This window comes from Aerococcus sp. HMSC062A02, from assembly GCF_001809535.1.
In the GTDB taxonomy this organism is placed as follows: Bacteria; Bacillota; Bacilli; order Lactobacillales; family Aerococcaceae; genus Aerococcus.
This window is the reverse complement of record NZ_KV797949.1, coordinates 59667-72286: the sequence shown is the minus strand read 5'-3', so window position 1 is coordinate 72286 and position 12620 is coordinate 59667. Positions and strand designations below refer to the sequence as shown.

Sequence of the window (12620 nt, the reverse complement as noted above, 5' to 3'; positions counted from 1 at the left end):
ATGAAAAAGAAAAAATCACTCATCTTATTGGCCCTCCTCCTTCCCCTCTTCCTCTTAGCTTGCGGGAAAGAAAGTGGCCAATCGCAAAAAACAATAACCATTGGAACAACCGCCATTTCTCAAGACGTCCTCGATAAGGCGATTGACGTCTTTAATAAGAGCCAAAATGAATACAAGGCTGAGAAGAAAGTCTTTGATGATGCAGTTGGCCCGAATATAGGGGCTGAGGATGGCAGCTTAGATGCGACCCTCCACCAACACGAGCCCTATCTCAATAACTTCAATAAGGAAAAGAATGGCCATCTCAAAAAGATTGGCCCTCCTATCTTCGCCTTCCAAATTGGTCTCTATGCCAAGGACATCACTGACCTCAAGGATGTCAAAGATGGCATGACCGTTGCCCTCTCCAATGACGTCAGCAACGGCGCCCTGGCCCTCCAATTATTAGAACAAGAAGGTCTCATTAAACTGGACCCAAGCAAGAGCCTGCCAGCTGTTGAAGATATCACCGAGAATCCTCACAATCTGAAATTTATTGAGATGGAGCGGATGCAATTAGCCAACGCCCTAACTGATGCTGATTTGGCCCTCGTAATGTCTGACGTCATGAAGGAAGCCGGCCATGACCCAGCCAAGGCCCTGGCCTATGCTCAAGAGCCCGGCATCTACCTCGTCGTCAAGGAAGAAGCCCCTTGGAATGACGCCTTCATCAAGGCCCTCACCAGCCAAGAAGTCAAAGACTACATCAACAACGAAACCGAACAAACCAAGAAAGCCTTATTCTAACTTCACAGACAAAAACTATCCGCCCAGTGTAAGTTACTGGATACGGATAGTTTTTTATACACTACAATATCTCCCCTTCCTCAAAGACATCCATGGTCCGCTCAAAGGTCCGCTGGATATTCTCCCGATCAATCTCAAGCAGATAATCGTAGATAATATCGCACATAATAATAATGGGCAATTGGGGTGAAATCCGGTTACCTGAATTCAAATTTTTCACCGTCGCCACGCGTACTATTTCATTAAATTGGTCCTTCAATGACACATCAAAATTGGCTGTCACCAAGAGCGTATAGGCTCCCTGTTTAGCTGCCTGGCGTAGGCTGTTGAGGACCACCTTCTTCTGTCCTGAGATACTAAAGCCAAGGACACAGCACTCCTCATCGATAACCACCTGGTGGACGCGCATGGCATCGGCATCACTCACCGTAGCGCTCACGATCCCTAGGCGCAACAAGCGGCTGGTCATCTCCTCAGCAGCTAGGGCGGAACTCCCTACGCCATAAATAATCACCCGCTTGGCTTGACGGATGGCATGGGCAATCCGGAAGAGTTGGTCTGAATTGGCTAAATTATAGCTTTTATTTAGGATGGCATTGTAGTCAGATAAGACTTTTTCAATGTTTTGACTGCCTGGATCATCTTGCTTCTTGGGCAAACCTGTCCGATAATCATAGAGAAACTCTCGGTAACCCGAATAGCCCAACTTCTTAGCAAAACGGGTAAAGGTCGCCGGGGACACATGGAGGACCTCTCCCAAGTGTTCAATGGAGTAGTCTTCGTCCTGGTGGCTGTCCTCAACGAAGTAATCCGCCACAATCCGTTCCGTTGACGTTAGAGATTCATAAGACGTCTCAATCAAAGGCAGAATACTCTGCGAAAATTTAATCATAACCTTCTCCCTTACCTCCTCTTTATCGATTATTAATCAAGAGTCCAATGAGCCTCCGTTCCACTTTTGAATTTGGTTGTTAAAGAGCCATGGCACCGGCTCGAGCCAAGGTCTCTCGCCTAGCGAGCATTCAAACGGCTAGTACGGCTAATCGCCTACTAGCCGTAATTCACATCGCTTGCTTTTCATGGCTAACAACCAACTTCAAAGCTCCACTCCTGCTCATCAAAAAGCACTTTTTTAATAATCGACCAGTATTAATATAAAAATCAAAAGAACTATACTGTCACTCTCTATTATAGCCAAATACTCAAAAAATTTCCCCAGCAACTTGACTCATCGAAAGCCAGCTTCTAGGGAAATTTTTATTCTTTTTTATTTACTAAGTCCAGGATGTTCTTGGAGGAAATGGTAGACAGCCCCTAAACGTCCAGCTTCATTACCCAAGCCTGCTGCTACAATCTTTTCGGGCAAGAAGAAGTCACTCTCAATCCGCTCTGCCAGGGCTTGTTCAATCCGAGGCAGGAGGATAGCTGACTGGGCCATGACGCCCCCTCCTAAGATAATCGCATCTGGGTTCAAGAGATAGACCATGGGCAGCAAGCCCTGGGCCAGGGCTTCTGTGAACTGACGGATGGCTTGGTCTGCCTTGTCATCTCCTCTCTGGTAAGCCGCAAAGACCTCCCGACCTGTGACCTGGTCCTGGCCAGTCATCGCGGCATAGTTCCGGCAGAGAGCGGTCGTCGACGCGATATCTTGGAAGCGGTCCGAGCCAACAGGAAGGTAACCCACCTCGCCTGCACTAAACTGGCGACCAAAGTGAATCTTGCCATCGATGAGGACAGCGCCTCCTACTCCTGTGCCGATGGTTAGGCAAATTAGACTAGCCTCTGTATCGTAATCGCCCTGCCAGAACTCCCCATAAGCTGCTGCATTGACATCATTTAGGATACTGAGGGGCAAGCCTCGTCCTTCTTCAATGGCCAGGCGGAAATCCGTTCCCTGGTAAGCTGGGATGGTGTAGCCCGAATAGATGACCTTCCCCGCTTGGGAGTCAATGACTCCGGCGCTGGAGATGGCCACCCCATCCAGACCCCCTACACTTGCTTGATAGTCATCCACTAGGGCCAAGACCTGGTCGAGAATGCCATTGGTCTGGTCTTCAATAGAGACTGCTGTCGCTTCTTCCCTAAAGTGTCCCAGGGATTGACCGAGAGCGTCATAGAGGTCTGACTTGATAGTTGTCCCCCCAATATCAATGGCTAGAATCTTCATGGCAAACGCTCCTTAATCGTATTTGACCTTGAAGACAGCCTTCTTGATGCTCTGGCTCTTATCCACAATCAAGCCCGTCTTATGGACGTCTTCTCGGTCTAAGACCAAGATTTGACCAGGTGCAATGATTAGCTCTGACTGGGCGGGGCCTTCAGAAGCTTGGAAGTCATCGCCTGGGTCATAGTCGCCCAAAGTCATATGGGCGATGAAGTTATGGGCAATCCGTTCCTTGCCTTCAATAGGCACATGGATATCAATATAGTCCCGGTGACTCTCCCACACCCTCTGGTCCGGCGTGGTCGTGTCATAGGCAATCACATTGTAGAAGAAACCTTCTTCAATCGGGTGATTGCCTGGCTCATCTTCTGAAATATCATGGGTCTTGAGATAGGCCGTCACCCGGTGCAGGGCTTGGCGGTCCGTATAAGTTAAGTGGTTCATATCATAGAGTTCCATTAGTCTCTCACCATCCAATCAGCATTTTCTTTAATTTCAGGGATATCATAAATGGTTGTGTATTTCGGTGCTTGGGCCTGGTCAGTCTTAAAGATCAAGGAAACCACATAGCCGACGATCAGAGAAACCGCGATTGAGATCAGGGAGTAAGCCCAGATACTCACGCTATCAGCTGGCAAGACATATTTGACACAGATCATGATGATAGAAGACACGATCAAGGCAGCATAAGCCCCGTACTTGTTGGCACGCTTGGAGAAGACGCCGAGGATGAAGACCCCGCCGAGGACCCCAAGGACCAGTCCCATAAAGCTGTTAAACCATTCGTAAGCGGATACAATTTCAGAGTGAGCTAAGATAATCGAGATCACAATTGAGAAGATCCCGACCCCTAGAGATACCCAGCGGGCAATCCAAGTCCGCTTGGCGTCATCGAGGTCCTCAGTCAGTAAGTCCTGGATATCCAAGGTCCAAGAAGTGGCAACTGAGTTCAGCCCAGTGGATAAGGTGGACTGGCTAGCGGCATAAATAGCAGCTAGGAGGACACCGGTAATCCCAACTGGTAAGCGGTAGGCAATGAAGTAGGTGAAGATTTGGTCTTGGGGCATTTGCGCGCCTGGATCTGATGGGTTTTGGATTTGATAGTAGGCATAGAGCCCGGTCCCAATCAGATAGAAGACGGTCGCAATGAAGATTGACAGGGCCCCATTGGTGAACATCATCTTGTTTAATTTCTTAATATCTTGGGTCGTGGTAAAGCGTTGGACAATATCTTGACTGGAAATATAAGACGATAAGGTATTAAAGCCTGCCCCGACAACCAAGAGGAAGACTGATGTATGTAAGAGATTGGGATCGAAGAGCACTTCATCTGGCCCTAAGAACTTATCGGCTGTCAAGTGGTTCATAATAGTACCAAAGCCCCCATCCAGATCATGGATCAAGAAGACGAGGGACAAGGTCACCCCAACTAGGAGGACAGAGCCTTGGATAAAGTCCGTCCAAAGTACCGATTTAATCCCACCGGTGAAGGAGTAGACAATAGCGACAGCCCCCATTAGAATGATCAGGATATTCACATTAATCCCTGTTAGGAGAGCCAGGGCAGCTGAAGGCAGGTACATGATGATAGACATCCGCCCTACTTGGTAGATAATAAAGAGCGCTGCCCCGATAATCCGTAGAATCTTAGAGTCAAAGCGTTTGTCAAGGTAGTCATAGGCTGTATCAATATCTAGCCTGGCATAAATCGGTAAGAAGAAACGAATGGCGATCGGTATGGCCACCAACATCCCTAATTGGGCAAACCACATGATCCAAGTCCCAGCATAAGAGTTCCCAGCCAAGGACATAAAGGATATCGGGCTCAAAAGGGTCGCAAAGATAGAAACCGAAGTCACATACCAGGGGATGGACCCATCCCCCTTGAAGAACTCCTTACCCTGCATCTCACGTTTTGAAAAGAATAAACCTGCAATCAACACCGCTAATAGATAGACAATCAGGATAATTAAATCGATTGTCGTAAACCCGCCTGAATTCATAGCTAGTCTCCTCCCCACAAGCCAGCACGGCTATTTCATTAACTATACATACTCTTTGTAAATACGATCTGCTTCCTTAATTTGTGCTTCCGTCATTGAAGCCATTGGTTTCCGGCTTAAGAAGTCCCCTTGGTCGCAACCTTGTAATTGTAAGAGACGTTTCAAGGTTGGGTAGAGGCCATTAGCGAGAACGGCTTCAATCAAGTCGTTACTTTCCTTTTGGAGTTGACGGGCCTTGGCTAAGTCATTGTCAGCCACTGCATCGAGGATCCCCTTGGCTCGGATGCCGTTCACATTGTAGGTTGATCCGATGGCCCCATCGACTTGGTAAATGGCTGCTGGGAATAACATTTCGTCAAAGCCGGAGTAAATCTTGGTATCTGGGAAGGCATGACGGAGACGTTCTAACAAGAAGAAGTCAGCAGCGGTGAATTTCACCCCGATAATATTATCAATGGCCAGTAATTCATTGAATTCAGCCATGCCCATGCCAATTCCGGTCAAAGCTGGGATAGAGTAGATGATCAAATCATTGTCAACAGCCGCTGTAATGTCTTCATAATAAGCCTTCACTTCAGGGAAGGAGAACTTATAGTAGAAAGGTGTCACAGCAGATACGGCATCGTAGTCTAAATCGGTCGCATATTGCCCTAATTCGATGGCTTCGTATAAGTTGGTCCCACCGATTTGGGCAATCAATTTAACAGCATCGCCTGCTTCATCCTTTACAATATCAAAGATTTGCTTCTTGGTTTCCTTTTCGAGGAGGAAGTTTTCCCCGGTTGACCCGCCAACATAGAGGCCGTCCACCTTCATGTCATCAATGTCATGGCGGACGATTTGACGGAGGCCCGCTTCATTAACCTTACCTTCCGCATCGAAAGGTACGAGGAGCGCTGCGATAATGCCTTTGATATCTTTTCCTGTACGTTTAGTCATTTTAAAAACCCTTTCTATCTATTGATGAATTTTAGTGACAAATTTTTCTGTAATTAATTGGGGGCGGGTAATAGCGGAGCCGACAACGACGCTGTAAACTCCAAGGTCAAGCACCCGTCGCGCCTTGTCTGGAGTATCAATGTTCCCCTCTGCAATAATGGGATGGTCGACTTGGCCTAGGGCTTGGCGGATCAATTCGAAATCATTGGCTTCGATCTTGAGCTCCTTACTTTGCTCTGTGTACCCCACCATGGTCGTCCCAATATAATCAAAGCCTAAACGATCAGCTTCTAACATTTCATCTAAGGTGGAGCAATCCGCCATCAATGCTTGGTCGGGATACTTGGCCTTAATTTCTTTCACAAAATCCTCTAATTTTTGATTGTTGGGCCGCTTAGAAACTGTGGCATCCAAGGCAATCACTTCAACCCCCGTGGCCACTAAGGCATCAATTTCTTTCATGGTTGGGGTGATATAAATCTCTGCGTCCGGATAGTCCTGCTTGATAATCCCAATAATGGGAAGGTCTACGACTTCTTTGATTGCTTCAATATCTGCCACAGAATTGCTGCGAATCCCCTTGGCACCGCCTTCCTGGGCTGCAACCGCCATCCGCGACATAATATATGAACTGTGCAAAGGCTCATCATCAAGTGCCTGGCAGGAAACAATCAATTCGCCTTTTGCCGACTCTAGCATCTTTAATCCCTCCTATAAATTTTGTAATCCTTTACATGCCTTATTCTATGCTAATGCAAACCCTTTTTCAATATAATGGCGATAAACTGAAAGTACTTTTATTTTATGAAGATTATCATTAGTTTTTAGCTCAGTTGGGTGAATTTACTTTCAGCTCAGGGCCTTTCTTCAAACAAAAAAACAGCGCTAGGGGCTTGGCTAGCGCTATCAATAATATAGAATTTATTAGCTATAGTCACTCTCTAAGTAGGAAATGACATCTTCCAAAGATTCCTTAATGGCGACAGCCTTGTCCCGCACTTCCTCATCGGCTGGGATCAAATCAGGAACCACAATTGTTGGAAGTCCTGCCCGGTAGGCTGCTCGGACGCCATTCTTTGAATCTTCAAGAACCAAAACTTCCTGCTTATCTTCGGTATGAGTCAGGTCAAAAGCTTTTAGATAAATTTCGGGGTCAGGCTTGGCTCGCTTGACTTCATTGCCAGCTACTATCCCTTCGAAATAATCAGCGAGTCCCTTGCCCTCTAGGTTGCGGATAATCTCATCCCGCCGACTGCTCGAAGCAATATAGAGCTTAATCTGTCGCGACCTGAGATAGTCGAGCAAGTCATAAAGCCCCTTTTTGTCATCGATATTATCGGGATCTTTTAAGGCTTCCTCGATGTATCGAACCGTCAAAGCGATAAAGTCATCGACTTGCGGCTGTCCTTCATAGTGCTTATGAATATAAGCTAACGTTTCTTGCTCATTTGTCCCGAGATAGCCTTTGAACACTTCGATATCATAGTCAAAGCCTAGCTCATCCGCAGCCCGCTTCGTCTGCTCGTAACCCACCTTCTCTGTATCAAACATCAAACCATCCATATCAAAAATCACTGCTTTTAATGCTTTCATGATACCCTCCTAGGTCCATAAATAAGGTGAAGTCCGTTCTATTTTGTAAATCTTTAATTATACAATAACAGCGCTCAGACATCTTGTCTAGCGCTGTTATGGTGTCTTCCCCTATAAAGAGGATCTATTTTTTCTCTGCAGCATACTCTGCGTTACGCTTCTTCATTTGTTTGGCATACCAAACAAAGAGCAAGGTGTAAATCACTAGAGCAATGGCGGCATAGATAATGAATTCAATTTGGCCTTGGGAGGCATTCCCAACAAAGTAAGCCAAGAACTTCTCAACAGGACCTTCAATGGTCGTCCCTGAGATCAAGGCCGAGCTATCGATGCCTGCAGGGAAGGCGCCTACTTTCTTAGCAGTTTCGGTAACGAAGGGTGCCATGATGGTCCCAGCGTATAGGAAGGTTGGGAGAACCAGTGCCCCGATCGTAATCATCCGAATGATCTTACCGCGAGTCACCACTAAGAGGGCTGGGGTCAAGCCCATGGCAATAATCCCAGCTAAAGGCATGATCCCATTCTTAGGTAAGATGAGCGCTTCAACCAACATAATCGGAGCTAGGACATTGGCTGCTGCCCAGACTTCTGCACGCCCCGCAATGAAAGGCCAGTCCAGGCCGATATTGAAGGTACGCCCTTCGAAACGTTTACTGGTGAAGTCGGTTACCCCTTGAGATAATGGTTCAACTGAAGCAATGAACCAAGAACCGATGACAGAGAAGAGCTCCAAGCAGGCTGCTGCTGTGAAGGCTAAAGTCAAGATCTTGTCTGGACTTTGGCCGCCGAGGATCCCAACAAAGAGTCCCAGGTAGATCCCGATAGCAAATTTTGATCCCCAGAAGCCAATCTTATTATTGAGCTTGGCTGCGTCAAAGTCATATTTATCTAGCCAGGGGAATAATTTGTCGAAAACCTTATCGAAAACCATGATGATCGGGTTCATCATATAGTTCATGTGGGTCGTTGTCATAGGGTTGCCATCTGGGGCATTCATTAAATCGTTGAAAGTTGGCTTCATCAAGTCTGAGTTGATGATCTTCAGGACTCCGATGAAGACAACCAAGATGGTAGCGACCAAGAGGGGAGCCCCACAATAGATTGCAAATAAACCAACTAGGGATAAATGCCAAACGTCAAAGATATCGACGTCCAAGGTGTTAGTCTTATTGGCTACCAACATGAGGATATTGACAACCAAAAGGATCAACATGAAGTAGAGGGTATAGGGCGACCCCCAGGTGATGGTTGCCATCGGTGCCCAACCAACGTCCGTAATATTTAACTGTAGCCCCGTCCCCTTAACGAAGTCTGCTAAGGCTTCTGAGAAGGAGGACGTGAGGATATTCATGATCGCCCCAACCCCGGTTAAAGCAATTCCTAGTTTAATCCCACCTTCCAGGGCTTTCGTAAATTTCACACGAAAACATAATGCCAAAACTGTGAGCACAATCGTCATTAGAGGGGCCGGCCCTAAGTCGATAATTGGCTGGAGAATCGTATTGGCAAATTCAATAATGCCGTCCATTTCTATCCACTCCTACTAAGGCTTCTTATTAGCCGAGATCTTTTATCACTTGCTCGATTTCATTATAAACAGGCTCAGCCATGGCAGGAATACGATAAAGGATTGGTCCAGCGTTAACGACTGGAATGGGGATTTCAAAGCCTAAATCGGTATCAGCGATTTGTGCAAAGATATCGTATTTTTCCATCATGTCTTCTGAAATATCCTTGATCATCACGGCATCACAATGGACATCATAACCTCTATTTGAGAGTTCTGTCTCTAAGGCATCTTTGATTTGGTGGCTGGAGTTAACCCCTGCGCCACATGCTGCTAGAATTTTGACCATTTTCTACACCATTTCCTTTCTAGAAGTTCTCTTGTAAAAATTGATAGATTGCTTGAGGATCTTCGCTGGCTAGGAAGTCTTCAATTTTGTCTGCATCTGTCCGGTTAAAGAAATCCATGACTTGGGCCAGTAGACCAGCCTGGGCTTCAGCATCTTTATTTAGGAGCATAAAGAGGAAGCCAACTTCAAGGGCCTGGTCAGGCTGGATCATGCTGTGGAAGGTCACAGGCTTTGTGAGCTTAATGGGCACAATCCGTGTCACCGTCACATATTCTGATTCGGTATGAGGAATCGCAATGTTAGAGAAATTGGGATTCACAGGCTGCATATCTAAGGCTGTAGGATAGTTCTTCTCTCTTTCAATTAAGCTGTCGAGGAAGCCCTCTTTAACCAAGTCTAGTTGCTTAAGCTCTTGGTCAACTTGTCTAAAGATTTCCTCTGCATTCTCTCCCCCAAGAACAAAGCAGGTCTCCGGAGCAAATAAGCTGCTCGTCATAGTATCCCCTCTCTATTCTGCTGAAATCTTATCGGTCCAAGGCGTTGCAGTGTCCGCTAAGACTTGGTTTAAGTTTTGGATATTTTCCTTACCTTGGGTGCTCAACCATTCCCGGCAAGCGGCTTCGCCTTTTTCTGCATATTCTGGAACGGAGTCTGCCCAAGTCGCACGGCCACATAATACCCCGTTGAAGGCTGCACCGGCTTCTTTGGCGAATTTCAAAGTGTCTTGGAAGAGTTGGGCAGATACCCCACCTGATAGGTAGATATAAGGTAAGTCTGTGGCGGCGTCTTGTTCTTGGAAGAATTTCTTAGCTTCTTCTTGGCTATAAACTGCTTCGTCGCCATAACCTTCCACGAAGTTCATATTGACTGGTACTTCAACCTTGAGCACGTCCACTTGGTAGCGGTCATCGGAGAAGACTTTGACAGCTTCATTGACCTTGTGTGGGCGAACTTTAGCATATTCTTTGCCTTTCGCATCATCAATATTGGCATCATAGGATAGGATTTCAAGGAAGAAGGGGATATCTTCTGCCTGGCATTCGCTCCCGATCCGTTCAACGAAGGCATGTTTCCAATTATTAATCTTTTCGTCTTCATCTACATCATAGTAGAGGAGGAATTTAACGGCGTCAGCGCCTTCTTCTTTGATGCGCTTGGCTGACCAGTCTGGTAGGAGGTCAGGTAGGCGGCCAACTTCAGAAGCGTCATAGCCGGTTTCTTCATAAGCTAGGAGTAAGCCACAATCGCTATCCTTCTTAGCAGCGGCAGGTAAGCCGTATTCTGGGTCCAATAAGATGGAAGCCGCATAAGGGGTTAATTCTTCGGAAATGGCAATCTTAAATTGTTCCACTTCTTTTTGAATATCTTCAACTTCCCCTGCACTTTGGAGCATCTTCTTCAAGGAACCCCGTTGGTCAATGGCTAAGGCAGAAATCACCTGGTTGTCAGTTGATAGTTTCTTCAAGTGGTCGAGCTTGGCTTGTGAGACTTTCTTCATTTGTAAACACTCCTCTTCCAAATGTTTGTTTTTGTTTATCTGTTGTGTTTATATTATAACGCTTCCACTAAATTGTCAAGGACTTTATATAAAGGCTTTCATTTTTGTTATAGACGGAATTAACTATATGTTTATAGGATTTATCTGACTATCTTATTTTTCTTTGTTAAATTTTGCGAGCGAAAGGATTGACTTTCGTATTCAAACATACTAAACTATAAACAAACAGATTTAAACAATTCTTTTTAATGATGGAAGGAAGGCTATGAAATGAAAGTAGTTATTGGAGCAGACCAAGGCGGTTTCGAACTTAAAGAAACCATCAAAGCTTATTTGGAAACAACAGACCATGAGATTATCGATGTGACTGAGACACCAGCCAAGGACTTCATTGCCTCAACTGCAGCAATCGTTGACAAGGTTCAGGCCGATGACAAGACTCTAGGCATCGCCATTGATGCTTACGGAGTTGGTAGCTTCATGGCAGGAACCAAACATAAGGGAGCGATTGTGGCCAACCTATCTGATGAACGGACAGCCTATATGACCCGGGAACATAACAACGCCCGTATCATTACCCTAGGCCAAGAAATCGTTGGCCCTGAACTGGCCCGCAATATTGTGCGTGAATTCCTGAAAGCAGACTATGCTGCTGGACGCCACCAAGTCCGCGTCGATATGCTCAACGAAATGTGCTAGTTCGTCAGACTGAGGAGGTTAAAAAAATGAAAATTGCTATTGGTTGTGACCATATTGTGACAGATATTAAGATTGCCCTTGCGGATACCTTAAGAGAGAAGGGCCATGAGGTGATCGATGTCGGAACTTACGGCTTCGTCCGCACCCACTACCCTATCTTCGGGAAACGGGTTGGCGAACTCGTGGCTTCTGGCGATGTCGACTTCGGGGTTGTCCTTTGCGGGACTGGTGTTGGGATTTCCAATGCAGCCAATAAGGTCGCTGGGACACGGACTGCCCTGGTTCGCGACATGACCAGTGCCCTCTACGCCCGGCGTGAATTAGACGCCAACATTATCGCTTTTGGCGGCAAGATCACAGGGGAATTCTTGATGAGCGACATCATCGAAGCCTTCATCCATGAAGACTACCAAGAAACACCTGAAAACAAGGCCCTCATTGAAGAAATTGCCAGCCTAGATAGTCAAGATGACAGTAAACATAGCGACCATCTCTTCGATACATATCTCGAAAAATGGAATGAAGGCTATTACCACGATTAGGGCCTGATGGATTCCATGACTTGAAACACTGTAGTTAGGCCGACAGACACCAGCTACAGTGTTTCTCAGTTTTCTTACACAAATTCTGCTAGTGAGCATACGTTGCGCTTTTGAATTTGGTCCTTAAATTTTAGAGGGTCAAGAACGGCTAAAGCCGTTTTGTACTATATCCGTAAGTCGCTAGCGCTCCAACGGCTAGAGCAGCATCGGCTCGAGCAGCTTCAGCTCTTGGAGCGAAGCGACTTATGCGATAGCTGTTCGAACAGCGTGAGATTACAGATATCATATGCTGGCCAGAGATGAAGTTCAGGGCTGCGCCAGCAGCGTTGCTACCTTCTTCTCGCCTAGCGAGACTCAAAGAATTAGAGTGCGACAAAAGTCGGTTAAGCCTGAACCACTGGAGCAAAATCTAGAAGAGCCTTGCTAAAGGCTCGCCTAGATTTTGTGAAGTGGAGTCAGGGTTGACTTTTGGAGCAGGTTTGGGCTAGTAACGGCTAACGCCTACGTTCCGTAATTCGCTTCGCTTGCTTATACGTGGCT

14 protein-coding genes are annotated in these 12620 nt (G+C 46.4%); 3 read left to right on the top strand and 11 right to left on the bottom strand.

The annotated features are described in order from the left end of the window. Complete coding sequence (locus tag HMPREF2626_RS09615) at positions 1–786, top strand: MetQ/NlpA family ABC transporter substrate-binding protein (RefSeq protein ID WP_070620681.1); 786 nt, start codon at positions 1–3, stop codon at positions 784–786. Positions 787–847: 61 nt separating this feature from the next. Here HMPREF2626_RS09615 and HMPREF2626_RS09610 read toward each other — a convergent pair whose 3' ends face one another. From HMPREF2626_RS09610 to lacD, 11 genes are all read right to left on the bottom strand, one after another. Further along, positions 848–1678, bottom strand: coding sequence for a MurR/RpiR family transcriptional regulator (locus HMPREF2626_RS09610; protein ID WP_070620678.1), 831 nt, complete (start codon positions 1676–1678; stop codon positions 848–850). Between the two features lie 375 nt (positions 1679–2053). Next, complete coding sequence (locus HMPREF2626_RS09605) at positions 2054–2953, bottom strand: ROK family protein (protein ID WP_070620675.1); 900 nt, start codon at positions 2951–2953, stop codon at positions 2054–2056. Positions 2954–2965: 12 nt separating this feature from the next. Beyond that, positions 2966–3409 carry a NanQ anomerase/TabA/YiaL family protein gene (locus tag HMPREF2626_RS09600; protein ID WP_070620672.1) on the bottom strand — a complete coding sequence of 148 codons (444 nt, stop codon included), beginning with the start codon at positions 3407–3409 and terminating at the stop codon, positions 2966–2968. After that, the gene (locus tag HMPREF2626_RS09595) at positions 3409–4953 is read right to left on the bottom strand and encodes a sodium:solute symporter family protein (RefSeq protein WP_070620669.1); all 1545 of its coding nucleotides are present in this window, start codon (positions 4951–4953) and stop codon (positions 3409–3411) included. The genes HMPREF2626_RS09600 and HMPREF2626_RS09595 overlap by 1 nt, the downstream gene beginning before the upstream one ends. A 42-nt stretch (positions 4954–4995) precedes the next feature. Beyond that, complete coding sequence (locus HMPREF2626_RS09590) at positions 4996–5892, bottom strand: N-acetylneuraminate lyase (protein WP_070620666.1); 897 nt, start codon at positions 5890–5892, stop codon at positions 4996–4998. A gap of 18 nt (positions 5893–5910) precedes the next feature. Then, on the bottom strand, positions 5911–6591 hold the full coding sequence (locus tag HMPREF2626_RS09585; protein WP_070620663.1) for an N-acetylmannosamine-6-phosphate 2-epimerase: 681 nt from the start codon (positions 6589–6591) through the stop codon (positions 5911–5913). 225 nt (positions 6592–6816) lie between these two features. Further along, positions 6817–7485 carry an HAD family hydrolase gene (locus tag HMPREF2626_RS09580; protein ID WP_070620660.1) on the bottom strand — a complete coding sequence of 223 codons (669 nt, stop codon included), beginning with the start codon at positions 7483–7485 and terminating at the stop codon, positions 6817–6819. Between the two features lie 124 nt (positions 7486–7609). Continuing rightward, positions 7610–9013 carry a PTS galactitol transporter subunit IIC gene (locus HMPREF2626_RS09575; RefSeq protein ID WP_070620657.1) on the bottom strand — a complete coding sequence of 468 codons (1404 nt, stop codon included), beginning with the start codon at positions 9011–9013 and terminating at the stop codon, positions 7610–7612. 28 nt (positions 9014–9041) lie between these two features. Then, entirely contained in the window at positions 9042–9341 is a 300-nt protein-coding gene (locus HMPREF2626_RS09570; protein ID WP_070620653.1) for a PTS sugar transporter subunit IIB, read from the bottom strand. Between the two features lie 19 nt (positions 9342–9360). Next, entirely contained in the window at positions 9361–9837 is a 477-nt protein-coding gene (locus HMPREF2626_RS09565; RefSeq protein ID WP_070620650.1) for a PTS sugar transporter subunit IIA, read from the bottom strand. Between the two features lie 12 nt (positions 9838–9849). Next, on the bottom strand, positions 9850–10839 hold the full coding sequence (gene lacD, locus HMPREF2626_RS09560; protein WP_070620647.1) for a tagatose-bisphosphate aldolase: 990 nt from the start codon (positions 10837–10839) through the stop codon (positions 9850–9852). A 270-nt stretch (positions 10840–11109) separates the two neighbouring features. Between lacD and lacA the strand changes: the two genes are divergently transcribed. Both lacA and lacB read left to right on the top strand, forming a co-directional pair. After that, positions 11110–11538, top strand: a complete 429-nt coding sequence (lacA, locus tag HMPREF2626_RS09555; RefSeq protein WP_070620644.1) for a galactose-6-phosphate isomerase subunit LacA — start codon at positions 11110–11112, stop codon at positions 11536–11538. 26 nt (positions 11539–11564) lie between these two features. After that, on the top strand, positions 11565–12080 hold the full coding sequence (gene lacB, locus HMPREF2626_RS09550) for a galactose-6-phosphate isomerase subunit LacB (RefSeq protein WP_070620640.1): 516 nt from the start codon (positions 11565–11567) through the stop codon (positions 12078–12080). The last annotated feature ends 540 nt before the right edge of the window (positions 12081–12620 follow it).

Bases quoted from the DNA above. Each gene is read 5' to 3' on its own strand.
- lacB (WP_070620640.1), top strand. From the start codon at position 11,565: ATGAAAATTGCTATTGGTTGTGACCATATTGTGACAGATATTAAGATT.
- HMPREF2626_RS09595 (WP_070620669.1), bottom strand. From the start codon at position 4,953: ATGAATTCAGGCGGGTTTACGACAATCGATTTAATTATCCTGATTGTC.
- lacD (WP_070620647.1), bottom strand. From the start codon at position 10,839: ATGAAGAAAGTCTCACAAGCCAAGCTCGACCACTTGAAGAAACTATCA.
- HMPREF2626_RS09585 (WP_070620663.1), bottom strand. From the start codon at position 6,591: ATGCTAGAGTCGGCAAAAGGCGAATTGATTGTTTCCTGCCAGGCACTT.
- HMPREF2626_RS09615 (WP_070620681.1), top strand. From the start codon at position 1: ATGAAAAAGAAAAAATCACTCATCTTATTGGCCCTCCTCCTTCCCCTC.
- HMPREF2626_RS09610 (WP_070620678.1), bottom strand. From the start codon at position 1,678: ATGATTAAATTTTCGCAGAGTATTCTGCCTTTGATTGAGACGTCTTAT.
- HMPREF2626_RS09575 (WP_070620657.1), bottom strand. From the start codon at position 9,013: ATGGACGGCATTATTGAATTTGCCAATACGATTCTCCAGCCAATTATC.
- HMPREF2626_RS09570 (WP_070620653.1), bottom strand. From the start codon at position 9,341: ATGGTCAAAATTCTAGCAGCATGTGGCGCAGGGGTTAACTCCAGCCAC.
- HMPREF2626_RS09590 (WP_070620666.1), bottom strand. From the start codon at position 5,892: ATGACTAAACGTACAGGAAAAGATATCAAAGGCATTATCGCAGCGCTC.
- HMPREF2626_RS09605 (WP_070620675.1), bottom strand. From the start codon at position 2,953: ATGAAGATTCTAGCCATTGATATTGGGGGGACAACTATCAAGTCAGAC.
- HMPREF2626_RS09600 (WP_070620672.1), bottom strand. From the start codon at position 3,409: ATGGAACTCTATGATATGAACCACTTAACTTATACGGACCGCCAAGCC.
- HMPREF2626_RS09580 (WP_070620660.1), bottom strand. From the start codon at position 7,485: ATGAAAGCATTAAAAGCAGTGATTTTTGATATGGATGGTTTGATGTTT.
- lacA (WP_070620644.1), top strand. From the start codon at position 11,110: ATGAAAGTAGTTATTGGAGCAGACCAAGGCGGTTTCGAACTTAAAGAA.
- HMPREF2626_RS09565 (WP_070620650.1), bottom strand. From the start codon at position 9,837: ATGACGAGCAGCTTATTTGCTCCGGAGACCTGCTTTGTTCTTGGGGGA.